Below are 23,123 nucleotides of genomic sequence, written 5' to 3' on the forward strand. Positions count from 1 at the left end.
GTGACATTTGAGAAAAGGCTTGTCTCTCTAGTCACTGTAGAGATTAAGACTCCTCGTGAACGATTCGAGGAGAGACCCTGTGGCACCCACCGTTTCCTATTTAACCGCGACAAGACTGCTGGATTTTGACTCGCCCTCAATCTCGAACCTGATACGAGATCGTGGCTGGCATGACCTTGCCCGTGTCGACCGGATTGGCGCGGTTTATGACTTTGTGCGAAACGAGATTGCGTTCGGCTACAACCGCGTCGACGACATTCCCGCCTCTGCGGTGCTGACCGACGGCTACGGGCAGTGCAACACGAAAGGGACGCTTCTCATGGCACTGCTGCGCAGCGTAGGCATCCGCTGCCGACTGCACGGCTTCACCATCCACAAGGCCCTGCAGCGTGGCGTGGTGCCCGAACTGGTCTACCCCCTCGCACCGTCCGAAATTCTGCACTCGTGGGTCGAAGTCGAAACAGAAGAGGGCTGGATCAATCTCGAAGGCTTCATTCTGGACGCCCCCTTCCTGCAGTCGCTTCAGAAGGAATTCAGCGAAACAGAAAGCCTTTGCGGCTACGGGGCCGGAACGGATTGCCTGAGTGCGCCACCAGTCAGTTGGAGCGGCGGCAGCACTTATATTCAGAAAACCGGTATCGTTCGTGATTTTGGAACGTTCGAAACCCCCGACGCCTTCTATGCAGAACATGAGCAGAAGTTCGGCCGTTTGCGTGGATGGCTCTACCGCAACATCATCCGTCATTGGATGAACGCCCGCGTTCGGGCCTTCCGCGCGGGCCGTCTGAAACCCGACGCGTCCGTTGCGCACCTGCACGGGGGAGAGACCCATGCCACATGATCACCACGGTCACAGCCATGCCCATTTGGACCCGTCCAGTGGGGATCGCCGCGTGGCGATTGCGATTTGGGCCAACGGACTTCTGACCGTCGCCCAGATCGTGGGCGGCATTTTCGCAGGCTCACTCGCGTTGATCGCGGATGCGCTTCACAACTTCTCGGACATGGCCGCGCTCGTCATTGCCTTTGCAGCCCGAAAGATTGCACGTCGGCCAGCCGATGAACGGATGACGTTTGGCTATGGCCGGATCGAGACGGTGGCAGCCTTGATCAATTACACAACGCTGATCGTGATCGGGCTCTATCTTATCTACGAAGGCGGCATCCGCCTGTTTGAACCGCCCGAAGTTAAAGGGTGGACTGTCGTTATCATCGCGGGATTGGCGCTGGTCGTCGACGCCCTGACGGCGGCGCTGACCTATTCGATGCAGAAGGGCAGCCAGAATATCCGCGCCTTGTTCCTGCACAATCTTTCGGACGCGCTGGCCTCGGTCGCCGTGATTGTCGGCGGCACACTGATCATACTTTATGACATGCGTTGGGTTGATCCCGCAATCACAATCGGGATCGCGATTTACATTCTGTACCTGGCCTTCACTGAGATTGGTGGCCCTGTCCGAACCCTCATGCTCGGTTCTCCGCCGGATATTGACGGGGAGCAGGTGGTGGCTGCCCTGCGCCAAACAGATGGCGTCAGGGACGTGCACCATGTGCACCTGTGGCAGATGGAAGAAAATGCGCCGGCGCTCGATGCCCATGTCGTGGTCGAAGACGCCGCATGGGACCGGTTGGAACAGATCAAGGCAGAGCTAAAGACGCAGATTGGTGCAGAATTTGGGATCAATCACTCCACTCTGGAGTTTGAGCGCACAGGTGCCTGTGATGCCGAGGCTCCACTGTTCGGTCATGACAAGCGCCAGGGTCAATAGGTCTTAGATGTCTGCCGTGCTTGTCATCATCGGTTTTCTGATTGCTGCAGCTACTCTCGGTGCGCTGGTTTGGTCGATTGTTTATCCTGCGAGACGCATATGGCCGCCGAAAACCTACAGTGCCTGGACGCCAGTCGTCGTCTGGGTTCCAACCTTTGCGTTGTTCGGGACACTGATCGCACTTGGAGTTATTGGTTGGGGCCAAATGGTGTTGCCGGCTTGGTTGCGATATGGGTTGGGCATCCCAATCGTCGTCTTGTCGAATGTCGTGGTTTGGAGTGCCGTTAATAGATTCGGGATTGCGCAAACGGGTGGTGCCGAGGGAACGCTAAAGACAAACGGCCTATATCGCTACTCGCGCAACCCGCAATATGTTGCCGATGCCTTCATGGTTTTTGGGTGGCTGGTTCTTTCTGCATCACCAATTGCTCTGGTGGTAGGAATACTGGCGATTGCCGTACTGATGATCGCGCCCTTCGCCGAGGAGCACTGGTTGCGCGAGCGCTTTGGGCGCGAGTTCGATAACTACTGTGCAAAGACGAGACGCTACCTGTAGACAGGTTAACTCACGAAAACGTCAACCTTGCACCTATTGAACCTCTAGCTACTAGAGGCACTACCAATTCAATTAAAGAGTAATCAGAAAAGAGGCTAAGAGTATGAAGCTCGATGTCCGCTCAAGACGCCAATTTCTATGCACGGCTGCGGCCGGAATCCTATCTGTGCCAGGGTTGCTTCGCGCCCAAGAGCCAGAGCCAAATGCCGTGCGAAGAAACATCTCATCGTTCAAAGTCGACTCTTGGCAGGAGCACTTCGATGATCTTGAACATGGCGCAATCCTTTGCGATATCAATTCGCGGGCGGTTCAATTCTGGTCTGAGGACGAAAGCGTCTATAAGCTCTATCCATCAAGCGTACCGGCGTCTGAAGAACTAACGCGCCGTGGCTATACTCGCGTTATCCGGAAGGTCGAAGGCCCAAGTTGGCGACCCACGCCGTCCATGAAAGAACGCAATCCTGAGTGGCCGGACTATTGGCCTCCGGGTCCGGACAATCCCCTCGGGACACACGCTCTTTATCTTTCCTGGCAATACTATCGAGTTCATGGCACCGGCGACACTCGCAAGATCGGACGCCAGTCTTCCAACGGTTGCATCGGCCTCTATAACGAGCACATTGCGGAGCTTTTTGATTTGGCGGAGGTTGGTACGCAGGTCAGGATTTTCTAGATGCCGGCTTCTTATTCAAGCATCGTAGTGCGTCGGTGAATAAATGTCACAAAATACGCTTTCGGAACTCCGAAGAGAAGCGTTATTATTTTACATAAACTTCACTATCGGATCTTGACGTTCACACGCCGGGTTTCCCCGGCTCCAACGCCTGGCAAGCGAAGCTACCTGGAAATTTCCCCTGCTAACACCGCTCGTCCGTGCACTGCCAACGTCGCTGAAAACCTCTGACACCCAAACTGGCGGATTACATCCAGTACACGCGCTTCGTAGGCAGCGTGACCGATCAAACGACACAGGTCGGACGCATGGAACTGGCGGTTCGCAGTCGGGGCGGCTTGCATCTGTCTCAGCAATTCGCGCTCTTTGGGGTCTGGTACCCGTTTCTGCGATGATTTCACCTCGGGACGAGGCGGAGTCCCCGGCGAATTCCGCCATCGGCGCATGAAGCCAAGCAGGAAGCCGGCCGGCACCTTCCCGTTGCCTCGGGACCGGTTGAAGGCGAGGAAGCGATCCCAGATGACCTGGGTGTCAACGTTCCAGCAGGGCAGCGTGGCCTTCGCTGCTTTGATGAGCTCTGCCCAACTGGTCTGAAAAACGTGCGAACTCGCGGTGATGTCGATCAGTCCTGAGAAGATAGTTTTGTTATTATTATCTCTAGATAGTGATGTGTCACCTTCACCTGACACGAGATCATGGGTTTCAATCTCCTCGTCGAAGGCGGAAAACCGAAAGATCCAAGGCGCGAACTTGCCATTCGGCTTCGCCCGCTCGAGCTGCAACTCCGACGTCTCAAGTTCGCTCAAAAGAACTGAAAGATATTGTCGTGAGACACCCATCTTCTCCGCCAGAGCAGAGAGGGTGAAGGCTGCCGTTCCGCGCGACAAACCGTTGTAGCCGTCCTTCCAGGCGATGGCATCAAGGATGAGGGTGGCCAGCTTGTGCGCTGCAACAGAAAGATTTGTCTGCGTGATCCGTCGCAGGATCAGGCCGGTCGTAGGTTCCATGGTCGAGGTCTCCTTGGAGATCCGACGCCATGTCGTGAGAAAACAACATTCTTGCCAGCAAAACAACTTTGCTGGTTGCAGGTGTCTTAGCCGTGCGCTAGGAAACTCTTGTTCACGGAGTTTTCTTGCACGGCGTCAGGCTTCACGGTCTGGCGTCGTCTCCTTTTTAGGGGTTTTGCACAGCCTTTCGTGCGGGGTTGTGAGGACGCGCGCGGCAAGACCGCGTGCAGATTTTGTCAGTAGCGAACTTCTTCAGAACCATAGTTCCCGGCGTGATCACGCCAGTCGACGAAGACGGAGCGGTAGAAGTAGCTGCCGCATCCATTCGGGATGCTCAGGCCGGATGCGGCCGGCACTTGGCCCACGTTGGATCTTGTCCATCGGTAATCGCCTTGCACTCCGTAGGACCCCAACCGCGTGGAGTCGCTGCGATTGCAGTCACCATCTCGGTTTTCGTGCTGCCGGTACTGGATGTGATACACGCGAATGCTCCGAACAAAGTCAAAGGCGTCGCCTGAGATGTCGATGTCGGCTTGTTCATCCGCTTGGACGCGAACAAGGGGTATCGGAGTCGATTCCTGCGGTTCGGGCGGATCGCGGAACGTGATCTCATAAAGGCGTTCCATGGGCGACATCGGACTGGGATCGTTTAACGACACACCCATCGGACACCGCCAGATTTGTAAGGGTGGCTCGATCGGCCATGGTGTGATCCGCCGAATGAAGACCGCTCTAGCATGTGCGCAGGGCGCGGAGGCAGGCCAGCCGCCCGCAAGGCAGAGGAGGATCGCACAGTCCACCTGATAGGCCTGAGCCGGTGCTGACGAGGCCATTAGTCCGGATATGCTTATTGCTGTGGCCGTGGCCACGCCGTGGATCACGTGCTTCATGATGCCGACTCCATCTATAATGGTGCAGCGATACGAAACAACATTAATGATGGCAAGGAGATTTGATTGATGGTGACCTGCGATTGTTCGCTTGTGTCGCGAGACAGCTTCCAAGATCTGACGCCGGTTTGGGCTCTTGTGGCGTCTTGAAAGCGGCCAAAATTGCGGCTTCATTTCACGTTAGATGCCAAACAAACATTTGCGAAAAAAGGAAAATGTGGTGTTTCCATGCGGCCACGCAAGCGGTCACGGAAGAACAGACCGCATGAGCCCGTCAAACGGCGTGTCGCAGCGCCCATGGTCCCAGGAAGGGCAGTGTCGGAAAACTATAGGGCTTGGTTCCCCGGCTGGAATCCGGGAACGGAAGGGCGGGTGGAGCAACGATCCTGTGTTGTGGCCTATGTTGGGATCGAACATGCGCTTGAAGATTTATAGCAGTATCTGATACGATTGAGCATGGATAGGAGAGTCTGATGCCAAACGTCCACCTGACCGAACCGATGCAGAAATATGTGCAGGCGCAGATCGAGTCCGGCGCCTACGCCAATCTGAGCGAAGTCGTGCGCGCCGGCGTAAGGATGCTGATGGAGAAGGATGGCGCGCGGCAGTTCTACGCCCTCAAGGCCGATCTCGAGATGGCAGCCACCCTGGCCGAAAATGGGGACTTCGCCGAGTTCGATGCCCAAGCCTTCGAACCGGATGCGTTTGATCGCTGACCCGCATGACGATTCGGCTTTCCGGACAGGCCAGGTCCGACCTCGAAGAGATACGCACCTACACCGTCGAGACCTGGGGCAGGGACCAATGGCTCGTCTATTACCGCCAGTTGGTCACCGCCTTCGAGCGGATCACCGGGGATCCCGAAGCGGGCCGGGACAGGAGTCTCTTTGTCCCGGGGATGCGGTCCGTCAATTGCCAGCGTCACGTGATCTTCTACAAGCGGCTCGATGCGGCGGATGGCGCGGCAGTCATCCTGCGCATCGTGCATCAGCGCCGCAACATGCCCGCGCTCGTCTACTACGAGGATCTCGACGGCGGTTAAGCCCATGCGATTGCTCAGTCCAATAGCTCGACCAGTCTTCCATAGTCTTCACTGACCTCGCGCGCCTCCTGAAACGCGCGTTGGCGCTCGGCATCAAGGCACAGGAAGTATTCCTGGATATCAGCGATGTAGCCCTCGAAATCAGAACGCAGCAGATCGGCATAGGCACGAATGTCTTCTTGCGACTGCGGCAAGAACGGTCGTTCGGGAGGTACGCAATCCGCAGCCGCGGCTACCGGCATGCTTCCAAGCAGGAGAGCGAACAGCAACGGTGCGTTGCGCGCAATAAACAACCGCAGGGCAAAACTCCTTTGCCGCCTTTAAGATTATCATTCTGTCGGCTATCACCGTTATCGGAGCAAGGCGAACTTCGTCAACACGTTATTATTGTCTTGCTATCATTAATGTTGTTTTGTATCGCTCACGGTGTTGCGACCCCGTGGGCCTGATACTGCACCCAGGCAGAACAAGGACCCAAGGGAAGGCCATGATAGAAGAAGCCCCGAATGTGGTTACAGAAGACGGACTGCGCGGCTTGCTCGCCGAGGGCTACCTCATTGAGGTGGTCTGCAAGGAGAGAGCAGAGAAGCGCCATAACAGCTGGTACGGCTCGTGGGTCATCCGCGCCGTCGCCACTGATGGGCGTGACGACAAAATGCTCGTCACCAGCCGAAGCGTCCTCAAGCTCCGCGACTTCAAAACCATCGTTGGTCTTGTCAGTTTCCTGGCCGACATGGGCTGTACGACCGCTAGCATCCCACTTGAGGAAGGTGGCCGCGAGCGCCACGCCGCGCCTCCGGTCAAAGGCAGCTGACCGCGCGACTGCGCTCGTCGTTGCTTTGGGTACAGGCGTTTGTTCCGCGCCCCCGGCCCTGGCCGACGGTTTCATCTTCTCGGTTGGCCCAGACGGCCAATTGATTTCCTCTTCTCAAGAGGCAAACGGGCGCCTTTTTCTCTTCGCAAAACCTCGCGTTCCTGACGCAACGAGCGAGCCAGCGATCCCGGCTCGATCCGCCGCCCGCGCCACCCCAGAAATCCTCCACGCGATCGAGACCACGGCTCTGCGGTATGCCGGGCATGGTGCGCTGCGTCGCGCAGGGCTTTCAGTCACTGATTGGGCGCTCCTTTACCGGGCCAATATCGAAGTCGAGAGCGCATACAATCCGGCTGCACGCAGCCCTGTCGGTGCCATAGGCCTTGGGCAGCTTATGCCAGATACCGCCCGCGACCTCGGCGTGGACCCACATGACATTGCGCAAAACCTCGACGGATCAGCCCGCTACCTGCTGATGATGCTCGACCAGTTCGGCGAGGGCTCTCTGGCCCTTGCGGCGTACAACGCTGGCCCTGAGGCGGTCACACGCCACGGCGGCATCCCCCCTTTTCGAGAAACCCAAGGGCATGTGGCCCGTGTGACAGCCGTGTTTGAGCGGCTCAGAGGAGATTCTTCATGACATCGAGACCTTCGATCGTCGCGCTCGGCGCGATGGCCCTTATCGTGCTGGCGGGTCCAGCGCTTGCGCAGAGCATTGACCTGTCGCCCGTGCAGACCCTGCTGCAAGGCATCGTCGATGCAATCACCGGCCCCTTGGGTATTGTGATCGGCACGCTCGCGCTGATCGGCGTGTTCCTCTCCTGGCTCTTCGGCATCCTCGACTTCCGTCAGGCGCTCTGGGTCGTGGTTGCAATCGCGGGCATCGCCGCGGCGCCCACCATCGTCGCCGCCATCTGGACCACCTGAGCTCCGTCCATGGCTGACCAGTCCCGCGTGTTCATAGGCCTTCTCAGGCCACCCAAGCTGATGGGCTTGCCGATCATGTACGCCATGGTCTGGCTCTTCGGCTCGACGCTTCTGTTCCTCTGGGTGCAGAGCTGGGTGGTGGCCGTCTTCGCGGGCCTGGCCTGGCCGGCGCTTTGGAAAGCCGCGGACTGGGATCCGAACTTCCTCGATGTCCTGGTGATCACCTTGCAGGAAACCCCGCCCACGACGAACCGCAAGCTCCACGGGGGCGACAGCTATGCCCCGTGATGGAATTGCCGATGACGTGGCCGACGCCCTCGATCCGCTCACCGCGCTGCCGGCATGGGTCAAGGGCGAGAAGCGGCTCTCCGCGATGCTGCCCTATGTGAGCCTCGTGACCGACCGGACGATCCGGACGCGCGGCAATGAGCTGATGCAATGCATCCGGCTGGAAGGGGTAAACAGCACCACGAGCGAGGACGCGCATCTCGACCGGATCGGCGGGCTCCTCGCCGGGATCGTCGCGCAGGTGGGGACGGAGTTTTCCTTCTACCTGCACAAGGTGTCGAAAGCGGTCGACGTGACCCTGCCGCCCGTTCCGGGCGAAGGGTTTGCGGCTGCCGTCGACGAACGATGGCACGCGCATCTCGGCCGCGCGGGTTTGCGCGACAAGACGCTGACTCTGACCGTGCTGAAGCGACCTGAGACCGGCAGCCGCTTGCCGTTCGGACTTGGGGCGTCTCGCTCGCGACATGCGGCCGACACCACCCGCCGCTTGCGCAAGCTCGACGAGGTTGTGGGGTTTCTGCTGTCCTCCTTCGATGAGCTGAAGCCTCGCCTGCTGGCTGCAAGCACCGGCGAGCTTCTGGGCTTCCTCGGTTCACTCAACACAGGCGAGGAGCACCCGCTCTTCCCCCTGTCGCGCCTAGGTGTGATTGCCGAGGACGTAGCCAATACGCGCGTCACCTTCCGCGGCACGAGCATCGCACTCTCAGACGGTGCCGTCGGCGACAAGCTCGGGGCGATCTTTGCGGTGAAGAACTACCCGGCCAAGACGGACAGCCTGATGCTCGACGAGCTGAATCTGCCCGTCGACATGGTGGTCACGCACTCTTTTGTGCCGATCAACGCCAACATCATGGCGGGCCGGATCAAGCGGCAGCTGCGGCTCATGCAGGCCGCCAATGACGGAGCCGTCAGTCTCGCCCAGGAACTGGAACTCGCGCAGGACGATCTGGAATCCAAACGCCTGATCTTCGGCGAGCACCACATGACCGTGGCCGTCTATGCCCGCACCCAGACGGCGCTTGACGACATCGCGGCCGAAATCCGCAACATCTCCGCCACTTCCGGGATCAACCTGATCTCGGAAGCCTTCGGGGCGCGGGCGCATTTCATGGCGCAGCATCCCGGCAATAGCGGGGCGCGCAGCCGCAAGGCCGCAATCACGAACCACAACTTCGCCGATCTCGCTACCTTCCACCGCACCCCGCTCGGAAAGACTGGGCGAGAGGTGCCGTGGGGCGTGCCGATCACACTCTTCCCGACGCCGGAGCGCAGCGGTTTTCGCTTCAACTTCCACGAACAGGGCGCGCCGGATCGCGAGCCCACGGGAGGCCACACGCTGATCTTGGGACGTCCCGGCTCCGGTAAATCCGTACTGGCGGCTTTCCTGATGACGATGGCCCGCCGCGCCGGTGCGCGGGTCTTCGTCTTCGACTATCGCGCCGGCATGGAAATGGCCGTCCGCGCGCTCGGCGGCAGCTATTCGACCGTGCGGGCGGGGCGCCCCACGGGCCTCAATCCGCTCCAGACCGAGATCGACGTGCGGGGCCAGGCATGGCTTGCTGATTGGCTCGCGAGCCTCTTAGAGCGGCGCGATCGACCGCTGACCCCGGTTCAGACCAACCGATTGCAGGAAGTCGTGCGCCAGAACGCGAGCGCAGGACATGCGGGCCTACGAAACTGGTCGGATTTCGCCTCGCTGCTGGTCTCGACCGACGACGAAGGCGATCTCTTCGAGCGTATGCAGGAATGGACGGCCGAGGGCCGCTACGGCTGGATCTTCGGGGCCAATGCCGAGGACAGCTTCAGCATCGACGGGGATGTCGCGGGCTTTGACCTCACCGGCATCCTCGATTCCGAGAGCGAGCGGGAACGCATGGCGGTCCTGTCATACCTCTTCCGCCGGGTCGAGCGGGTGATCGAGGATCGCAAGCCCACGATCATTGTCATCGACGAGGCCTGGAAGGCGCTCGACAACGCCTATTTCGCGGAGCGGCTCTCGAACTGGTTGGTGACCGCCCGCAAGCAGAACGCCGTGGTCGTGATGATGACCCAATATGCCAGCCAGCTCGAGCGCACCCGCACCGGCAAGACCATCGTGGAAGCGGTGCCGACCCAGGTGCTTCTGCCCAACATCCGCGCCTCGGCCGCTGACTACGCGATGCTCGGCCTGACCGAGAAAGAACTCGACGTGCTTTTGGGCGTCGGCTCGACCTCGCGGCTCGCGCTCGTGCGCGATGACCGGGGTGCTGTGGTGATCGATGCCGATCTCAGCGCCCTCGGCCACCTCGTGACCATCCTTGGCGGCATGGAGAAAGGCGAGGCCCTCGTTGGCTCCGACTACCGGGACCGCCCTGATTTCTGGAGAGTGACATGACCCGCACCATCATTCGCAGCGTCGCGCTGCTCGGGCTCGGCCTGACCCTGACAGCCTGTGCGCAGCATAACCCCCCGCAAGCCAACTGCTTCAATTTTCGCGAGGCTCCTGCGCAGGCAGGAACCGCCACCGCCACGATCTCGACCATGGGGGCGGAGGTCACGCGCCGCGACACGGCCTGCGATTTCGTCCTCTTGGGGGCGGGCGGCTGAGCCAATGCGGACCTGGCTTCCTCTCTCGATGATCGGCTTTGCACTGGCAGGTCCCACGGCGGGGCCAGCGGTCGCCCAAGGCGTGCCGACCTTCGATCTGCGCCTCTTCGCAGAGCGGCAGGCCATCCTTGAGCAGACCGATCGGGACCTGGCACTGCAGCAGGACCGGCTAAGCCGCGAGGAGGAACTGGCCGAAATCGAGCGCCAGCAACTCGCCTCCCTCGAAGGGCTGATGGATGCCATGTCGCTTGGCGCTGGAGACGTGGCCGGAACCGTGGCGGGGCTCGAGGCGGGGCAGGGGGCGGTAGACGACGTCGAAAGCGCGGCCGCCAGTCTTTATGCGCCCGAGGACACCAATCCAGCGGCAGCGCGGATGTTCGGCGATGCCAGGGAGGGGATCGAGGAGCTGATCATCCGCGCAGCACGCGACACCCAAAGTCTGTCCGGGGTCGGCCGCGCAGGTCTTTCGCTCGTGCAATGGCGCTGTCTCTTGCAGGCGCTGATCTGGCAGGAAAGCCGTTTCCAGATCGGGGCACGCTCACCCGTGGGGGCCTTCGGACTTACCCAGATCATGCCCGGTACCGCGGGCGATCTCGGGATCTACCCGGCGTATTACGACGATCCCTATCTGCAGGTCACCGGTGGCGCGCGCTACCTCGCCCAGATGCTGAACATGTTCGATGGCAACATCATTCATGCACTCGCCGCCTATAACGCCGGTCCGGGCAATGTGCAGGATTATGGCGGTGTGCCGCCCTTCGCGGAAACCCAGCACTATGTCGTGGTGATCCCGCAGCAGTACAACAGCTACCTCGCGGCCGTAGGCGGCATCGATGCGCTCGGCACCATCGACCCTGTGCTCCTCGCCAACGCGAGTTTCAGCCTCTCGGCCCATGGCGCAGGGGTCTATGGCGACTATTCGCTGGTCTCGGTCCGTGCCGCCGCCCTGCGGGTTCAGGACATCATCACCCGCATTGGTGAGACCGAGGATCTCCACGAGGCCATCGCGCTCAACACCTATGCCCGGGCCGAACTGGCCCGGCTGGTTGCAATCCGGACCCGGATCAAGGCCGCCCGAACCGAGCCACTCAGCGCCGAGCAGATCGCCTTGGCGGCAGCCCAGGCTGTCGAGGGGCAATTCATGGATTTCAGTCAGGAGGATTTGCGTTGAACCTGCGCCTGCCCCGTTCCCTTTTCGCCGGTAGCATCGCTCTCGCGCTTGCCCTCGATGTCACCGGACCTGTCGCGGCACAGGGTGTGCCCACGGTGGACACCCAGAACATTGCCCAGGAAATCCGCCAGCTTCAACAGATGCTGCAGGATTTCGGGATCCAGACCGATCTTCTGGACAATGCGTTGGAGCAACTGGACATGCTGCAAAGCCAACTCGATCAGCTGAACGAGATGTATGCCTCGCTCACCGGGCCGCGCAGCATCCTCGGACTTGCCATGGGCGGGGACCTCGACACCTTGCTTGAGGCCAACTTCGAAGACATCCCCGGCCTGATCCGAGGCATCCAGGCGGGCGATTGGAGCGCGCTCATCGGGCCCAATGCCGGGCCCATGCGCACGCAGATGGAACAGGCGCTGGCAAGTGCCGGGTTCGACGAGGATTCTCTCCGCGAAATCGCCACCAGCGGCAATCCGGGCGCTGAAGGCGTGGCCACGCGAGCAACCACAGGTGCTGTGATGTCGGCGGCGGCGCAGAATAGCCACGCAGAGGCGGAACAGTCTCTCGAACGGGTGGAACGTCTGGTCGAGATGATCCCGGACATGGAAGATCTCAAAGCATCAATGGATCATAACACACGCGTCACGGCGGAACTCGCCATCGCCATGACCCGGATGTGGGAGCTGGAAGCGATCCAAACCCTGGGCGCTGGCAATGCAGGCGTAGTTGACGCCGCCACCGTTGCTGAAGAACGCCGCTACATGGACTTCACCTTGCCGGATCTTGAGCCGTGAGTGGGGCAGGGGTGACGAGTGCGCGCGAACTCGTGGAAGAAGAGCTTGTCTACGGTGCCCTGCGCCGGGAACAGCTCTGGCGGATGATCGGCATTTCCGGGGCTGGCTTTGGCGTATTCGGCTGTTTGACGGCTGCGGCTGTCGCGCTGATGGTCGAGACGCCGCCTCCCGTGGTTGTGCCCTACGATCCCGCCACCGGGATGGCGCTCCCCAATGCCACGGTTGAAACCGTTTCGCTTGCCGAACGACCTGCCGTGATCGAAGCACAAATCTATCGCTACATTCTCGACCGCGAGACTTACAACCAGCTCGACAACGATCTTCGTGTCCGCCGCGTCCTGGCACAGTCTTCCGGGTCGGCCGAGGCCGGCATGCGCGCGATGTGGACATCGGGTCAGGAGAGCTATCCGCCGACGCGATACGGGGCTGCGGCCGAGATGGCCGTTGAGATCGCATCGATCACTCTGATTGGCGAGAACCGCGCCCAGGTGCGGCTCAGAAAGCGCCTGACAAGCCCGCAAGGGGTACAGGATGGATCGTTCACCGCCACGTTGATGTTCGAATTCCGGCCGGAGCGGACCCGCGCGATCGACGATGTCTGGCAAAACCCTTTCGGTTTCACCGTTACCCAATATGCCATCCGATCGGACCGTTCCGAATGACTCGCACTCCAATCTCTGCGCTGCTGGCCGCCGGTATTCTCGCGTTCGCGGGAACGACTGCCTTGGCCGAAACTACGCCCCGCCCAGGTTCTCATGACAATCGCGTGCGCGTCGCGACCTGGACTGAAGGCCAGGTTTACCGTGTCGTCACGACTCTGACCCGCGTCACCACAGTCGAATTCGGTGAGGGTGAAACCATCCGCTCGATCATCGCCGGTGACACGGTCGGGTTTCAATTCGACGGTGTCCCGGGTGGCCGTGCCTTCGCCATCAAGCCGACAGCATCTGGCGTCGCCACCAACATCACCGTCTACACCAACCGCCGCTCCTACTACTTCCATGTCGTCGAAGCCCGGGAGACGCCGCATTATGTCGTGCAGTTCCGCTATCCCGAAAACCGCGTGCAACCCACCAGGGCAGTTGCGGCCGATGCGCCGAACGCGAACTATGCGGTCAGCGCCCGAGAAGAGTTCACGCCGACGGCCATCTGGGATGATGGTACCTTCACGTATTTCCGGTTCGCACGGAATGCGCCGGTGCCCGCCATCTTCCGATATTCGAACGGCAGGGAACGCGCGGTGAACAGCCAAGCCTTGAGTGACGGTGTCATCCGCGTGTCCGGTGTCAACCGACAATGGGTCCTTCGCCTTGGCGAAGTTGTGGTTTGCGTCCAGGACGCAGGGCAGGCCACATCATGACCGACGGTACGGAAGACCTCGCCGCGCGCCTCGCGGCTCTCGAAGGTTCGACAGGCAAAGCGAAGGCCAACAAGCGGCCTGCGCCGCTTGCCGCGATTCTTGGAGTCGTCGGCATCGCGGCAGCAGGTGGTCTGGCGTGGGCTGCCCTGCAGCCGTCGGCAGAAGCGCCAATGGCGACCGCCGCGCCGGAAGAGTTCCAGAGCAGCGGCCCCGGATTCGGAGATCTGGCGCCGATTTCTGCCCCGGAGCCCAGCCAAGCCCCGCCTACGGACACAGGTCCGAGCGAGTCGGAACTCGCGCTGATGGAAAGTCTTGCGACATTGAGAGCGGAACTCGAGGAACTACGCGCAAGACCGGCCGAGGCCGCGGACAGCGGGGCGGAGCAGGCGATTGCGGACCTGACGGCGCAAATTGCCACCTTACAGGAAGCATCCGCCGAGGCGCAGCGTGCCCTCGAGCGGCAGCTGACAGAGCGGGATCGCGAATTGGATCAGCTCCGAATGGACTTGGAACTTGCAAGGCTTGCGCCACCAGAGCCGACCTCATTGGGACCAAGTGAAGAAGAATTGCGGCTGGCCGAACTCGAAAGGCGGCGCGCAGCCGAAGCCGAGGCCCGCGCAGAGCGTATCGCGTCTCCTATGATCGCCTTCTCCGGGATGGGCGCGGGTGCGGATAGGGAGAATACGCTGGAAGCCGCGCGTCTGAATGCAGATGAAGCCTTTGTTCGTTCGGGCGCGCAACCAGCACAGGTGACACGTGCCGAAGTGATCGCGAACCCATCGAACACGGTTGTTCAGGGCACCATGATTCAGGCTGTGACAGAGACGGCCCTCGCCAGCACACTACCCGGCGCGATCCGCGCCATCGTCTCGGAAGACGTCCATTCTTTCGATGGAACGCGTATCCTGATCCCGCGCGGCGCGCGGCTGATCGGGCGCTACCGCTCCGATGTCGCACTTGCCCAATCGCGCGTCATGGTGGCATGGGACCGGATCATCTTGCCCGATAATCAGACCGTGCAGATCAGCGCCTTCGGTGGAGACGAACTCGGCCGTACTGGCACCACCGGGTTTGTCGACACCCGTTTCGCGCAACGCTTCGGCTCCGCCGCGCTGATCTCCTTGATCGGCGCCCTGCCTGCGGCTGCAGCGGGTCAAATCGACAGCGAGGCGGCGGCCGATATTGCGAGTGATGTCGGCACCGACCTGCGCGATAGCACGCAAAGCGTGATGCAGGACTATCTGGCGATCCGGCCAGTGATACATGTCGATCAGGGTACACGGATCACGGTCATGGTTGATCGTGACCTCGAGATTTTCTGACATGGCTGCAAGTTATCTGGAAGCGTCGCTCGACCGTTTCGGCCCCGAGGTCCTGCGCGACGACACGATCGAGATCTGCATCAATCCCGACGGACAAGTCTGGGGCGAGTTCCAGGGCGATCACTTCATGCGAGGTCTCGGCAGCCCGCTGAGCCAGACCGAGATCAAGGACCTCGGCAACCAGATCGCCTCCGCCGCCTCGACCACGCTCAGCACCAAGAAGCCCATCGTCTCGGTCTCGATCCTTTATCGCGACCGACCTATCCGGGCGCAGGTGATCCAGCCGCCGGCAGTCGAGGGCGGTTTCTCGATTTCTCTTAGGTTCTTCTCCTCCCTGCCGCTTGAGAAGATCAAACTCGGATTCCTTTTCGGCAAGGAACGCAGCCTTGAGGGTCTGCGTCGGGAACGGAACGCCGCGCTGCGCGATGTGGTGAGGTCCGGCGACATCGACGCCGCGCTGCGGTTTTGCGTCGAGAACAAGCTAAACATGATCGTCTCGGGCGGTACATCGACCGGCAAGACGGTCGCAGCGCGCAAGATCCTCTCGCTGATCCCGCCCGAGGAACGGATCATCACCATCGAGGAGGCGGCCGAGCTGCGCCCCGAGCAGCCCAATGCCGTGACGTTGATCGCGGACCGGGACACGGATGCCCGCAGTGCCGATGTGCTCTTGGCTTCAACGCTTCGCATGCGACCCGACCGGATCGTCCTGGGCGAAGTCCGCGGGCGCGAGGCGATGACGTTTCTCGAGGCAATCAATACCGGCCACGGTGGATCGCTGACCACGCTGCATGCCGAGACCCCACAACTTGCTGTTCGCCGCCTCGCCATCGCCGCCCTGAAAACGGATGTGCCGATGACCTATGCCGACATGATCGATTATATTGAGGGCTCGATCGACGTGATCATTCAGGCAGGCCGCCATGAAGGCACGCGCGGAATCACCGAGTTCTTCCTCCCGGGTCAAACCACAGATTTGAACCTCGACACGGTCGACGGCAGAGGCAACAAGAGCCCCTCCGTTGCCGCTGAGTAAAAAAGGAACCCCCCAGATGCGAAAACCAATTCTCGCACTCATGCTTGCCGCCTTGGCGGGCCCCCTTGTGGCGCAGACTTCGCCTCCGATCTCAAACGATCTCACGGTCGATATGTCGCCTCAAAAGTACCGGATTTGCAACGATCGTCCGGCGCGCCCGACCTGGATGGACGAAATCAATCCGCGGGAAGCCTACAAGGCAGCAGCTTTGATGGAATTGTACGAAATTCGGGCCTGGGAGGAGATCGCTGAATCTGGCGACTGCGGCTGTGAAACCCGCTTTCCCGCTTGGGGTAGCTCCGATGGCGAGTATCATGAAAGGTATGCAGGCCTTAGCCAAGCCGAGCATTCAGCGTTTCGCCGCGACTGGATTGAAGTAAGGAAGCAACTCGAGCCGAGCGTGCGTACAATCTGCGAAGCTCAAGGCAACTGGTAATGGGCGTCGTCAGCTGGATGGTCGGAACGGCAGACGCGTTCCTTGTCGATGCGGCTGAGTCCCAGTTCGGGGCCGTGGCAAGCAATACCGGCACGATCGTCCTGCTGATGGTCACGCTTTCGCTAATCGGCGTCTGCATCAACATGGCATTCCAGTTCCGCAGCATGGATGGGGCCAGCTTCTTCTGGTACCTGATCAAGCTGATGCTGATAGGGCTCTTCGCCTTCAACTGGGCAAACTTCAATGCAGTAGCGAACGCCGTCATTGGAGGCTTGGACTACGTCGCTGGCGCGCTGGTGTCTTCGGTTGGCGGCGGAGGAGCCGGAGCCACACACTTTGCCGGCGAATTCGACATCCTGATCGAAAAATTCAGCCAGTACCTGAATGCCATCGGCAGCAATTTGAACTGGATGACGGGCGCGATCCTAGGCGGCATCGGGCTTATTCTTTTGAGCCTCCTTGGCTTCATGACCGGCATCGTCCTCATATTCGCCAAGATGATGCTGACCCTCATGCTCGGCCTTGCTCCGATCATGATCGCTCTGTCGCTCTTCGACGCGACCAAGGATTTCTTCCATAGGTGGGTCTCGACGACGGTCAGCTATGCCTTCTACCCCATCGTCATCGCAGCAATGTTTTCGACCGTCGTCGGCATGGCGAATTCGCTTCTCGCGCAGCTCGGTGATCCAAACTCGGCAACCAACATCGGATCGCTCGTGCCGTTCTTCGTCATGGTGTTCCTAGCCAAGGGCTTCGTCGCTGCAACGCCCCTGATTGTGCGGGGGATCTCTGGGAACCTGATGGTAGCCGCAGCGCCCGCTGTGGTCGCTGGATCGACCGGGATCATGCGGGGGATCTTCAATACCGACGGCGTGAAGGGCCGGGCGCGGATCGGTGCGCTCACGACAAGCGAAGTAATCGGACGAGGCGCGGTGCAGACGCCTGCCGCTGTGCGGAGCGCCGCGGCAACGACAAGCGCGCAGGTGGTCAGAATGGCGGAACGAGCAAAACGTTTGCGAGAGTAGAAAGGAGAAAGCAGCCTTTCGCCGCACTGTGCATGAACTCACACAATGCGGGACTTTTCGGGCTTTCGCTGCGCCGTTCACGAAGGTCCGTTGCCCCCTCTTCTTCAGGGTGGACTAAGCATCGAGTAACGCATCGATCACCGCGCATTCTGGGGCAGCATCGCCGGTGCATCGCGCAACAGTGTCCGACAGGACGCGCTCGATGCGCTGCAGATCGGCAATCTTGGCCTGAACGTCAGTCAGATGATCTTCGGCGATGATCTGCACCTCGGCGCATGTCCGGGATCGGTCATCGACCAGCCCAAGCAGCCCGCGAACCTCTTCGAGAGAAAAGCCTAGATCGCGGGACCGCATGACGAATTTCAGCCGCTTGACGTGGGCATCGTCGTAGCTTCGGTAGCCCTTCGTACTGCGCGGCGGGTCCGGCATGATCCCGATTTTCTCGTAATAGCGAATGGTTTCCAGGTTGCAGCCCGTTGCGCGGGCCAAATCGCCCCGCCGAATTGATCTCACGCTTGTGTTACTCATTGTGCCGAAAAATCCCTTGAGCCTGTATCAACTACAGACCCTAGAACGGTGGAAACATCTGTTCAAGGAAGATTCGATGGAACAACATTTGGCGGAACTTCCGCAATCTCAGTCGCAGAAAATTGGCGACGAAACCACCAAGGGATGGGGCGTGACCGGCCTCGGCGTCCTCGGTGCGCTGGCGATGACTTCTTGCTGCATCCTTCCATTGGTGCTGGTCAGCTTTGGCGTGACAGGCGTGTTCATCGCGCAGCTCGGGGCGCTCTATGCCTACAAATGGTACACCTTCGCGCTGAGCGCCGCGTTTTTGGGATACGGCTTCTACAAGGCTTACAAGCCTGTAGATGCCGAGGCCTGTGCCGATGGCACCTGCGCCCGCCCCATCGACCGCCGCATCATGCGCGCAACCCTCTGGGCCGCTTCCGCGATTGTCGCTGTCGCCATGATCTTTCCCTACATCACCCCCTTCATCCTGAAATTCTGAACGAGGACCATGACCATGAAGCATCTCCTGTTATCCGCCCTGGCCATCGTCGCACTCTCGACCCCGGCCCTCGCTGAAGAGCGCCAGGTCGAGATCGCCGTCAGCGAACTGACATGCCCGTCCTGTTCGTTCATTGTTGCCAGCTCGATGCGCGGTGTTCCGTCGGTCGAGATCGCCGCATTCGAGGACGGCCCCGAATACGGGCAGGGTGTTTACAGCGTGACCTACGATGACGCCGAAACTTCCATCGAAAGCATCATCGGCGCGGTGACGGCCAATGGCTATCCGGCGCAGGTGCTGCCCGACACAGCCTCCTGAGCCGCCTGCAATGCGTGACAATCTCCTGCAATGCGTGACAATCTGATGGGTGGCCTGCTGGCCTTCGGAATAGCAGCTCCGGTCGTGGTCGTCTGCTGCGGCGGCGGAACTGCCGTGCTTGCAGCGTTGTTCGGCGGCGTTGGGGCTTGGCTCTCTGGAATGAGTGGCATTGCCGTGCTGGTTTTGGCGGGTCTGACCTACCTGATCGTCCGCGCACTGCGTCGTTCGCAAATGAAACGCGCCTCCGGCCCCGACCCATCACAGAGAAAGACGGCTCCTTGACTGACACACCTGAAAATTCCGACCGTCTGCTGAAATGGGGGCTTGGCGGTGCGCTCTTCGCCGCGCTCTGCTGCTTTACACCGCTTCTGGTCGTCATCGTCGCTGGCGTCGGATTGTCGGCCCTCACGGGCTGGCTCGATTACGCCCTGTTCCCGCTGCTGTTTTTCAGCCTCGCCGTGGTGGCACAGGCCCTTTGGCTGCGCGCTGGCAAACCGGGACCGGCCCCGAAACTTTGGGCCACCGGCCTCGCGGTGGCCCTGTCGATCCTGATCATTCTTCTCGAATTCAGGTTCGCAATACGGATCACAATCGGCGTTTTCGCCGCCACAGCACTCTACGCGGTTCTCCTGAACCGTGCGCAAAAGAAAGGATCGCTCTTATGATGATGGGATGTTGCACCGCCACCGGCATGGTCTTCGGCCTCCTCGGCATGTTGACACCGCTGATCGCCATCGGCGCGGTCATATATCTGCTCGCCGCCAGACCAAAAGACCCCGAACATGGCGAGGCGCGCTGAGATGAAAGACCTGAACAAAACCGACGATGAACAGGGCGGCTATGACCTGATCGTTCTTGGGGCCGGATCGGCGGGGTTCTCCGCCGCAATTACCGGCGCGGATGCCGGAAAGCGTGTCGCCCTCGTAGGACATGGCACCATCGGCGGAACTTGCGTCAACGTGGGATGCGTGCCCTCCAAGGCGATGATCCGTGCGGCAGAGGCCGTGCACTGTGCGGGGGCTGCCAAGCGGTTCCCCGGCCTGTCGGGACGGGCACAAGTGGATGATTGGCAGACGCTCGTTCAGTCCAAGGACGATCTGGTCACGACCCTGCGCCAGAAGAAATACGCGGACCTTCTGCCGGAATATGAGGATGTCGATTACATCGACGCCGGTCCCGCGCGGCTGATCGAAGGTGGCGTGACAGTCGGTGAGCGAACCCTGAAAGCACCGAGGACCATCATCGCCACGGGCGGGCGTCCCGTTCTGCCGACCATCGACGGCATCGAGGAAATCGGCGCGCTCAACAGCACCAGTCTTCTGGAACTCGAAGTACTGCCGAAAAGCCTGATCTTCATCGGCGCGGGCTACATCGGCGCGGAGCTGGCCCAGATGATGAGCCGCATGGGCGTGAAGGTCACGCTTGTCGCCCGTTCGCATCTGTTGCCCGGCGCGGAACCAGAGGTCTCGGAGGCATTGGCGGCGGCGTTCGAGGCCGAAGGCATCACTCTTCTGACCGGGTTAAGCTACGACACTGTGCGCCGCGACGACGCGGGCGTGACACTGCGCGTGATCCAGAACGGAAAGCCTGTCGAAGTGACGGCGGATCACCTCGTTTCGACCGCTGGCAGGCGGGCCAATACCAAAGATATGGGCCTGGACGCAATCGGCGTGGAAACCGACGCGCGTGGGTCCATCGTCGTCGGCGAGGACATGCAGACATCGGTGCGCGGCATCTATGCCGCAGGCGATGTGACCGACCGCGACCAGTTCGTCTATATGGCGGCCTATGGTGCAAAGCTCGCGGCCAAAAATGCGGTTCTCGGCGAAGACCATCGCTACGACAACGCCGCGATGCCCTGGGTGGTGTTTTCCGACCCGCAGGTCGCGGGCGTCGGTCTCGGTGAAGCCCAGGCGCGGGACGCGGGCCTCGACGTCAAGACGTCCATCGTACCGCTCGATCAGGTGCCGCGCGCACTGGCCGCACGCGACACGCGCGGATTGATCAAGCTGGTGGCGGACAGAAAGTCCGACCGGCTGCTTGGCGGCCAGATCATCGCGCCCGAGGGGTCCGATACGATCCAGACCCTCGTTATGGCGCTGAAGTTTGGCATGACCACAAAGGCGCTCGGGGAGACGATCTTCCCCTATCTGACGACCGTGGAAGGGCTGAAGCTGGCGGCGCAAACCTTCGATATGGACGTGGCAAAGTTGAGCTGCTGCGCCGGATGAAGATCAGGACAAGGACCGGAGAATGAATGAAGACTACGACCTGATCGTCATCGGGGCGGGCATGGCGGGCGTGGCCGCGGCCAACAAATGTGGCGCGGCAGGATGGCGTGTCGCCATTGTCGATGCGCTGCCCTACGGCGGCACCTGCGCATTGCGCGGCTGCGATCCAAAGAAAATCCTGCGGCGCGGTGCGGAAATCATGGACGCGGCACGGCTCATGCAGGGCAAGGGGATCGATCCCGGTGATCTGTCGATCAACTGGGCCGATCTGATGGCACACAAGCGTGGCTTCACCGATCCCGTGCCGGACAAGATGGAAAAGGGCCTGTCGGGCAACGGCGTCGAAACCCTGCATGGAGCCGCGCGGTTCACGGGAAGCAACACGCTGGAGGTCGATGGAACGGCATATCAGTCGGAACGGTTCCTCGTGGCCGCCGGTGCCATGCCCAGGCCGCTGAGCTTCACAGGGGCCGATCTCGTGATCGACAGCACGGATTTCCTCAACCTGGAGGCCCTTCCCAATCGGGTTCTTTTTATCGGTGGCGGCTTCGTGTCCTTCGAGTTTGCGCATATCGCCGCACGGGCCGGAGCCAACCCGATCATCGTGGATCGTGGCGCCCGGCCCTTACGCGGCTTCGATCCCGATCTGGTCGAAATGCTGATCGACCGCAGCGGCGGTATCGGCGTGGACCTGATGCGCGAAACCGAAATCGTGTCGGTCTCGGAAGCCAGTAGAGCATTCACTGTCGAGGTGAAGTCGGGCGATGAAACCCGAACAATCGAAACCGATCTGGTCGTGCATGGCGCGGGCCGTGTGGCAGCCCTGGCCGATCTGAATCTTGAGGCGGCTGGTGTTGATTACAGCGACAAGGGCATCGTTGTAGCCCCGCATCTGCAAAGCACGACGAACAGCGCGGTCTTTGCCGCCGGAGATTGCGCCGACACCGATGGCATGCCGCTGACGCCAGTCGCAGTGATCGAAGGGAAGGTCGCGGCCTCCAACATGCTCAAAGACACTCAGACCGCACCGGATTATGCCGGTATTCCTACAGCCGTCTTCACAGTCCCGGAAGTGGCGCGTGTCGGTATGTTGGAAAGTGAGGCAAGGGACGCCGGGTATGATGTCGATGTTCGGTTCACCGACACTGGCGATTGGTATTCGAACTACCGGATCGGCGAGACCTCTGCTGCCGCGAAGGTCCTCGTGGACAAGTCGAACGGCAAGATCCTCGGCGCGCACCTGTTCGGCCCGGAATACGGCGAACTGATCAATTTCTTCGGGCTGGCAATCAAGCTGGGCCTGGCGGCCAAGCAACTTAAGTCGATGACGGCGGCCTATCCAAGTGTTGGATCGGATTTGGGCTCGCTTCTCTGAATTTGAAAGATTTTTCGCAATAGACCCGATCCTCCTCGGAACGTATGTCTGGCCCGATGAAGACGGTTCTTATCTACTTCGCCGCTGCGCTGGCCGAAATTGCCGGATGCTTTGCTTTCTGGGCCTGGTTTCGGCTGGACAAGAGCGTGTTTTGGTTGGCACCGGGCATGCTGTCCCTTGCCGCTTTCGCCTGGCTACTGGCGCTCAGCCCCGCCGATCAGGCGGGCCGCGCCTATGCAGTCTACGGTGGCGTTTACATCGTATCGTCCCTGCTGTGGCTATGGGGCGTAGAAGGGCATCGCCCGGATCAATGGGATGTAGTTGGAGCGGTCATTTGCCTTGTCGGTGCGGGTATTATTCTCTGGGCACCGCGCAGTATTTGAGAGGCAGCCGCAGACGGGGTGAAGCGCTGAATCGTTCGATTAGATCGCCTTTTGGTTCACGCGTTCCGACAACTCGGCGCTGCTTTCCCTCCGCATCGCGGCTGCGAT

General features: G+C 60.7%; 32 protein-coding genes. 28 read left to right on the forward strand and 4 right to left on the reverse strand.

From position 1 onward, the window contains the following. Positions 1 to 79 precede the first annotated feature (79 nt). The 4 genes from KJP28_RS18635 (at position 80) to KJP28_RS18650 (ending at position 2,998) form a co-directional block, all read left to right on the forward strand. Positions 80 to 841, forward strand: coding sequence for a transglutaminase-like domain-containing protein (locus tag KJP28_RS18635; RefSeq protein ID WP_043754917.1), 762 nt, complete (start codon positions 80 to 82; stop codon positions 839 to 841). After that, on the forward strand, positions 831 to 1,769 hold the full coding sequence (locus KJP28_RS18640) for a cation diffusion facilitator family transporter (protein ID WP_043754913.1): 939 nt from the start codon (positions 831 to 833) through the stop codon (positions 1,767 to 1,769). Before KJP28_RS18635 ends, KJP28_RS18640 begins: the two co-directional genes overlap by 11 nt. A 7-nt stretch (positions 1,770 to 1,776) precedes the next feature. Next, complete coding sequence (locus KJP28_RS18645) at positions 1,777 to 2,325, forward strand: methyltransferase family protein (protein ID WP_043754909.1); 549 nt, start codon at positions 1,777 to 1,779, stop codon at positions 2,323 to 2,325. A gap of 103 nt (positions 2,326 to 2,428) precedes the next feature. Next, entirely contained in the window at positions 2,429 to 2,998 is a 570-nt protein-coding gene (locus KJP28_RS18650; protein ID WP_081979727.1) for a L,D-transpeptidase, read from the forward strand. A 164-nt stretch (positions 2,999 to 3,162) separates the two neighbouring features. Here the strand turns inward: KJP28_RS18650 and KJP28_RS18655 are convergent, their stop codons facing one another. Beyond that, entirely contained in the window at positions 3,163 to 4,005 is an 843-nt protein-coding gene (locus tag KJP28_RS18655; protein WP_218394058.1) for a hypothetical protein, read from the reverse strand. Positions 4,006 to 4,241: 236 nt separating this feature from the next. Continuing rightward, positions 4,242 to 4,838 (reverse strand): hypothetical protein, encoded by a 597-nt coding sequence (locus KJP28_RS20100; RefSeq protein WP_418887942.1) that lies wholly within the window; start codon positions 4,836 to 4,838, stop codon positions 4,242 to 4,244. Positions 4,839 to 5,368: 530 nt separating this feature from the next. On the opposite strand from KJP28_RS20100, the gene KJP28_RS18665 reads away from it, so the two are divergent. Together KJP28_RS18665 and KJP28_RS18670 are read left to right on the forward strand one after the other, a co-directional pair. Further along, positions 5,369 to 5,611 (forward strand): type II toxin-antitoxin system ParD family antitoxin, encoded by a 243-nt coding sequence (locus KJP28_RS18665; protein WP_008336111.1) that lies wholly within the window; start codon positions 5,369 to 5,371, stop codon positions 5,609 to 5,611. Between the two features lie 5 nt (positions 5,612 to 5,616). Next, positions 5,617 to 5,937, forward strand: coding sequence for a type II toxin-antitoxin system RelE/ParE family toxin (locus KJP28_RS18670; RefSeq protein WP_218394059.1), 321 nt, complete (start codon positions 5,617 to 5,619; stop codon positions 5,935 to 5,937). A 14-nt stretch (positions 5,938 to 5,951) separates the two neighbouring features. Here the strand turns inward: KJP28_RS18670 and KJP28_RS18675 are convergent, their stop codons facing one another. Then, positions 5,952 to 6,179: a hypothetical protein gene (locus KJP28_RS18675; RefSeq protein ID WP_218394075.1), complete on the reverse strand. Its 228-nt coding sequence runs from the start codon at positions 6,177 to 6,179 to the stop codon at positions 5,952 to 5,954. A gap of 245 nt (positions 6,180 to 6,424) precedes the next feature. On the opposite strand from KJP28_RS18675, the gene KJP28_RS18680 reads away from it, so the two are divergent. Genes KJP28_RS18680 through KJP28_RS18745 form a run of 14 tightly spaced genes read left to right on the forward strand, consistent with a single transcriptional unit; the run spans position 6,425 to position 17,696 of the window. Continuing rightward, entirely contained in the window at positions 6,425 to 6,751 is a 327-nt protein-coding gene (locus tag KJP28_RS18680) for a hypothetical protein (RefSeq protein WP_010138156.1), read from the forward strand. After that, a complete protein-coding gene (locus KJP28_RS18685; RefSeq protein WP_218394060.1) occupies positions 6,708 to 7,391 on the forward strand; it encodes a lytic transglycosylase domain-containing protein in 684 nt (227 codons plus the stop codon). Before KJP28_RS18680 ends, KJP28_RS18685 begins: the two co-directional genes overlap by 44 nt. Continuing rightward, a complete protein-coding gene (locus KJP28_RS18690) occupies positions 7,388 to 7,678 on the forward strand; it encodes a TrbC/VirB2 family protein (protein WP_054540759.1) in 291 nt (96 codons plus the stop codon). Before KJP28_RS18685 ends, KJP28_RS18690 begins: the two co-directional genes overlap by 4 nt. Positions 7,679 to 7,687: 9 nt before the next feature. Next, on the forward strand, positions 7,688 to 7,966 hold the full coding sequence (locus KJP28_RS18695) for a VirB3 family type IV secretion system protein (RefSeq protein ID WP_009574151.1): 279 nt from the start codon (positions 7,688 to 7,690) through the stop codon (positions 7,964 to 7,966). Next, entirely contained in the window at positions 7,956 to 10,340 is a 2,385-nt protein-coding gene (locus KJP28_RS18700) for a VirB4 family type IV secretion/conjugal transfer ATPase (RefSeq protein ID WP_218394061.1), read from the forward strand. Before KJP28_RS18695 ends, KJP28_RS18700 begins: the two co-directional genes overlap by 11 nt. Continuing rightward, the gene (locus KJP28_RS18705) at positions 10,337 to 10,552 is read left to right on the forward strand and encodes a hypothetical protein (RefSeq protein ID WP_038069540.1); all 216 of its coding nucleotides are present in this window, start codon (positions 10,337 to 10,339) and stop codon (positions 10,550 to 10,552) included. The genes KJP28_RS18700 and KJP28_RS18705 overlap by 4 nt, the downstream gene beginning before the upstream one ends. Before the next feature lie 4 nt (positions 10,553 to 10,556). Beyond that, the gene (locus KJP28_RS18710; RefSeq protein ID WP_218394062.1) at positions 10,557 to 11,723 is read left to right on the forward strand and encodes a lytic transglycosylase domain-containing protein; all 1,167 of its coding nucleotides are present in this window, start codon (positions 10,557 to 10,559) and stop codon (positions 11,721 to 11,723) included. Next, the gene (locus KJP28_RS18715; RefSeq protein ID WP_218394063.1) at positions 11,720 to 12,517 is read left to right on the forward strand and encodes a type IV secretion system protein; all 798 of its coding nucleotides are present in this window, start codon (positions 11,720 to 11,722) and stop codon (positions 12,515 to 12,517) included. The genes KJP28_RS18710 and KJP28_RS18715 overlap by 4 nt, the downstream gene beginning before the upstream one ends. A gap of 11 nt (positions 12,518 to 12,528) precedes the next feature. Next, positions 12,529 to 13,179 carry a VirB8 family type IV secretion system protein gene (locus KJP28_RS18720; protein WP_218394076.1) on the forward strand — a complete coding sequence of 217 codons (651 nt, stop codon included), beginning with the start codon at positions 12,529 to 12,531 and terminating at the stop codon, positions 13,177 to 13,179. Continuing rightward, positions 13,176 to 13,877 carry a TrbG/VirB9 family P-type conjugative transfer protein gene (locus KJP28_RS18725; RefSeq protein ID WP_218394064.1) on the forward strand — a complete coding sequence of 234 codons (702 nt, stop codon included), beginning with the start codon at positions 13,176 to 13,178 and terminating at the stop codon, positions 13,875 to 13,877. The genes KJP28_RS18720 and KJP28_RS18725 overlap by 4 nt, the downstream gene beginning before the upstream one ends. Continuing rightward, positions 13,874 to 15,199 (forward strand): TraB/TrbI/VirB10 family type IV secretion system protein, encoded by a 1,326-nt coding sequence (locus KJP28_RS18730; protein WP_218394065.1) that lies wholly within the window; start codon positions 13,874 to 13,876, stop codon positions 15,197 to 15,199. The genes KJP28_RS18725 and KJP28_RS18730 overlap by 4 nt, the downstream gene beginning before the upstream one ends. Before the next feature lies 1 nt (position 15,200). Then, the gene (locus KJP28_RS18735) at positions 15,201 to 16,235 is read left to right on the forward strand and encodes an ATPase, T2SS/T4P/T4SS family (RefSeq protein WP_218394066.1); all 1,035 of its coding nucleotides are present in this window, start codon (positions 15,201 to 15,203) and stop codon (positions 16,233 to 16,235) included. 16 nt (positions 16,236 to 16,251) lie between these two features. Further along, entirely contained in the window at positions 16,252 to 16,671 is a 420-nt protein-coding gene (locus KJP28_RS18740) for a hypothetical protein (RefSeq protein WP_078572064.1), read from the forward strand. Then, on the forward strand, positions 16,671 to 17,696 hold the full coding sequence (locus KJP28_RS18745; protein WP_009574169.1) for a TrbL/VirB6 family protein: 1,026 nt from the start codon (positions 16,671 to 16,673) through the stop codon (positions 17,694 to 17,696). The genes KJP28_RS18740 and KJP28_RS18745 overlap by 1 nt, the downstream gene beginning before the upstream one ends. Positions 17,697 to 17,810: 114 nt before the next feature. Here KJP28_RS18745 and KJP28_RS18750 read toward each other — a convergent pair whose 3' ends face one another. After that, positions 17,811 to 18,224, reverse strand: a complete 414-nt coding sequence (locus tag KJP28_RS18750) for a MerR family transcriptional regulator (protein ID WP_153218054.1) — start codon at positions 18,222 to 18,224, stop codon at positions 17,811 to 17,813. A 76-nt stretch (positions 18,225 to 18,300) separates the two neighbouring features. Here KJP28_RS18750 and KJP28_RS18755 point away from each other — a divergent pair, with 76 nt between their 5' ends. The 8 genes from KJP28_RS18755 to KJP28_RS18790 are packed head-to-tail and all read left to right on the forward strand — an operon-like array spanning position 18,301 to position 23,015. Next, positions 18,301 to 18,708: a mercuric transporter MerT family protein gene (locus KJP28_RS18755; RefSeq protein WP_007803565.1), complete on the forward strand. Its 408-nt coding sequence runs from the start codon at positions 18,301 to 18,303 to the stop codon at positions 18,706 to 18,708. Between the two features lie 15 nt (positions 18,709 to 18,723). Continuing rightward, positions 18,724 to 19,026: a heavy-metal-associated domain-containing protein gene (locus tag KJP28_RS18760; protein WP_040545980.1), complete on the forward strand. Its 303-nt coding sequence runs from the start codon at positions 18,724 to 18,726 to the stop codon at positions 19,024 to 19,026. A gap of 30 nt (positions 19,027 to 19,056) precedes the next feature. Then, on the forward strand, positions 19,057 to 19,308 hold the full coding sequence (locus tag KJP28_RS18765) for a hypothetical protein (RefSeq protein ID WP_072629817.1): 252 nt from the start codon (positions 19,057 to 19,059) through the stop codon (positions 19,306 to 19,308). Beyond that, the gene (merF, locus tag KJP28_RS18770) at positions 19,305 to 19,691 is read left to right on the forward strand and encodes a mercury resistance system transport protein MerF (RefSeq protein ID WP_007803570.1); all 387 of its coding nucleotides are present in this window, start codon (positions 19,305 to 19,307) and stop codon (positions 19,689 to 19,691) included. Before KJP28_RS18765 ends, merF begins: the two co-directional genes overlap by 4 nt. Further along, positions 19,688 to 19,825, forward strand: coding sequence for a hypothetical protein (locus KJP28_RS18775; RefSeq protein ID WP_007803572.1), 138 nt, complete (start codon positions 19,688 to 19,690; stop codon positions 19,823 to 19,825). The genes merF and KJP28_RS18775 overlap by 4 nt, the downstream gene beginning before the upstream one ends. Before the next feature lies 1 nt (position 19,826). Continuing rightward, a complete protein-coding gene (merA, locus tag KJP28_RS18780; protein ID WP_040545982.1) occupies positions 19,827 to 21,257 on the forward strand; it encodes a mercury(II) reductase in 1,431 nt (476 codons plus the stop codon). 22 nt (positions 21,258 to 21,279) lie between these two features. Further along, the gene (locus tag KJP28_RS18785; protein ID WP_007803574.1) at positions 21,280 to 22,632 is read left to right on the forward strand and encodes a dihydrolipoyl dehydrogenase family protein; all 1,353 of its coding nucleotides are present in this window, start codon (positions 21,280 to 21,282) and stop codon (positions 22,630 to 22,632) included. 56 nt (positions 22,633 to 22,688) lie between these two features. Further along, positions 22,689 to 23,015: a YnfA family protein gene (locus KJP28_RS18790; protein WP_040546036.1), complete on the forward strand. Its 327-nt coding sequence runs from the start codon at positions 22,689 to 22,691 to the stop codon at positions 23,013 to 23,015. Positions 23,016 to 23,123: the final 108 nt, after the last annotated feature.

This window comes from Maritimibacter dapengensis, assembly GCF_019218265.1.
GTDB lineage: Bacteria > Pseudomonadota > Alphaproteobacteria > Rhodobacterales > Rhodobacteraceae > Maritimibacter > Maritimibacter dapengensis.

What these genes read in the sequence shown, in the direction of transcription:
- KJP28_RS18640 (WP_043754913.1), top strand. Translation starts at nt 831, where the DNA reads ATGCCACATGATCACCACGGTCACAGCCATGCCCATTTGGACCCGTCC.
- KJP28_RS18645 (WP_043754909.1), top strand. Translation starts at nt 1,777, where the DNA reads ATGTCTGCCGTGCTTGTCATCATCGGTTTTCTGATTGCTGCAGCTACT.
- KJP28_RS18650 (WP_081979727.1), top strand. Translation starts at nt 2,429, where the DNA reads ATGAAGCTCGATGTCCGCTCAAGACGCCAATTTCTATGCACGGCTGCG.
- KJP28_RS18655 (WP_218394058.1), bottom strand. Translation starts at nt 4,005, where the DNA reads ATGGAACCTACGACCGGCCTGATCCTGCGACGGATCACGCAGACAAAT.
- KJP28_RS20100 (WP_418887942.1), bottom strand. Translation starts at nt 4,838, where the DNA reads ATGGCCTCGTCAGCACCGGCTCAGGCCTATCAGGTGGACTGTGCGATC.
- KJP28_RS18665 (WP_008336111.1), top strand. Translation starts at nt 5,369, where the DNA reads ATGCCAAACGTCCACCTGACCGAACCGATGCAGAAATATGTGCAGGCG.
- KJP28_RS18670 (WP_218394059.1), top strand. Translation starts at nt 5,617, where the DNA reads ATGACGATTCGGCTTTCCGGACAGGCCAGGTCCGACCTCGAAGAGATA.
- KJP28_RS18675 (WP_218394075.1), bottom strand. Translation starts at nt 6,179, where the DNA reads ATGCCGGTAGCCGCGGCTGCGGATTGCGTACCTCCCGAACGACCGTTC.
- KJP28_RS18680 (WP_010138156.1), top strand. Translation starts at nt 6,425, where the DNA reads ATGATAGAAGAAGCCCCGAATGTGGTTACAGAAGACGGACTGCGCGGC.
- KJP28_RS18690 (WP_054540759.1), top strand. Translation starts at nt 7,388, where the DNA reads ATGACATCGAGACCTTCGATCGTCGCGCTCGGCGCGATGGCCCTTATC.
- KJP28_RS18695 (WP_009574151.1), top strand. Translation starts at nt 7,688, where the DNA reads ATGGCTGACCAGTCCCGCGTGTTCATAGGCCTTCTCAGGCCACCCAAG.
- KJP28_RS18700 (WP_218394061.1), top strand. Translation starts at nt 7,956, where the DNA reads ATGCCCCGTGATGGAATTGCCGATGACGTGGCCGACGCCCTCGATCCG.
- KJP28_RS18705 (WP_038069540.1), top strand. Translation starts at nt 10,337, where the DNA reads ATGACCCGCACCATCATTCGCAGCGTCGCGCTGCTCGGGCTCGGCCTG.
- KJP28_RS18710 (WP_218394062.1), top strand. Translation starts at nt 10,557, where the DNA reads ATGCGGACCTGGCTTCCTCTCTCGATGATCGGCTTTGCACTGGCAGGT.
- KJP28_RS18725 (WP_218394064.1), top strand. Translation starts at nt 13,176, where the DNA reads ATGACTCGCACTCCAATCTCTGCGCTGCTGGCCGCCGGTATTCTCGCG.
- KJP28_RS18730 (WP_218394065.1), top strand. Translation starts at nt 13,874, where the DNA reads ATGACCGACGGTACGGAAGACCTCGCCGCGCGCCTCGCGGCTCTCGAA.
- KJP28_RS18735 (WP_218394066.1), top strand. Translation starts at nt 15,201, where the DNA reads ATGGCTGCAAGTTATCTGGAAGCGTCGCTCGACCGTTTCGGCCCCGAG.
- KJP28_RS18740 (WP_078572064.1), top strand. Translation starts at nt 16,252, where the DNA reads ATGCGAAAACCAATTCTCGCACTCATGCTTGCCGCCTTGGCGGGCCCC.
- KJP28_RS18745 (WP_009574169.1), top strand. Translation starts at nt 16,671, where the DNA reads ATGGGCGTCGTCAGCTGGATGGTCGGAACGGCAGACGCGTTCCTTGTC.
- KJP28_RS18750 (WP_153218054.1), bottom strand. Translation starts at nt 18,224, where the DNA reads ATGAGTAACACAAGCGTGAGATCAATTCGGCGGGGCGATTTGGCCCGC.
- KJP28_RS18755 (WP_007803565.1), top strand. Translation starts at nt 18,301, where the DNA reads ATGGAACAACATTTGGCGGAACTTCCGCAATCTCAGTCGCAGAAAATT.
- KJP28_RS18760 (WP_040545980.1), top strand. Translation starts at nt 18,724, where the DNA reads ATGAAGCATCTCCTGTTATCCGCCCTGGCCATCGTCGCACTCTCGACC.
- KJP28_RS18765 (WP_072629817.1), top strand. Translation starts at nt 19,057, where the DNA reads ATGCGTGACAATCTGATGGGTGGCCTGCTGGCCTTCGGAATAGCAGCT.
- KJP28_RS18775 (WP_007803572.1), top strand. Translation starts at nt 19,688, where the DNA reads ATGATGATGGGATGTTGCACCGCCACCGGCATGGTCTTCGGCCTCCTC.
- merA (WP_040545982.1), top strand. Translation starts at nt 19,827, where the DNA reads ATGAAAGACCTGAACAAAACCGACGATGAACAGGGCGGCTATGACCTG.
- KJP28_RS18785 (WP_007803574.1), top strand. Translation starts at nt 21,280, where the DNA reads ATGAATGAAGACTACGACCTGATCGTCATCGGGGCGGGCATGGCGGGC.
- KJP28_RS18790 (WP_040546036.1), top strand. Translation starts at nt 22,689, where the DNA reads ATGAAGACGGTTCTTATCTACTTCGCCGCTGCGCTGGCCGAAATTGCC.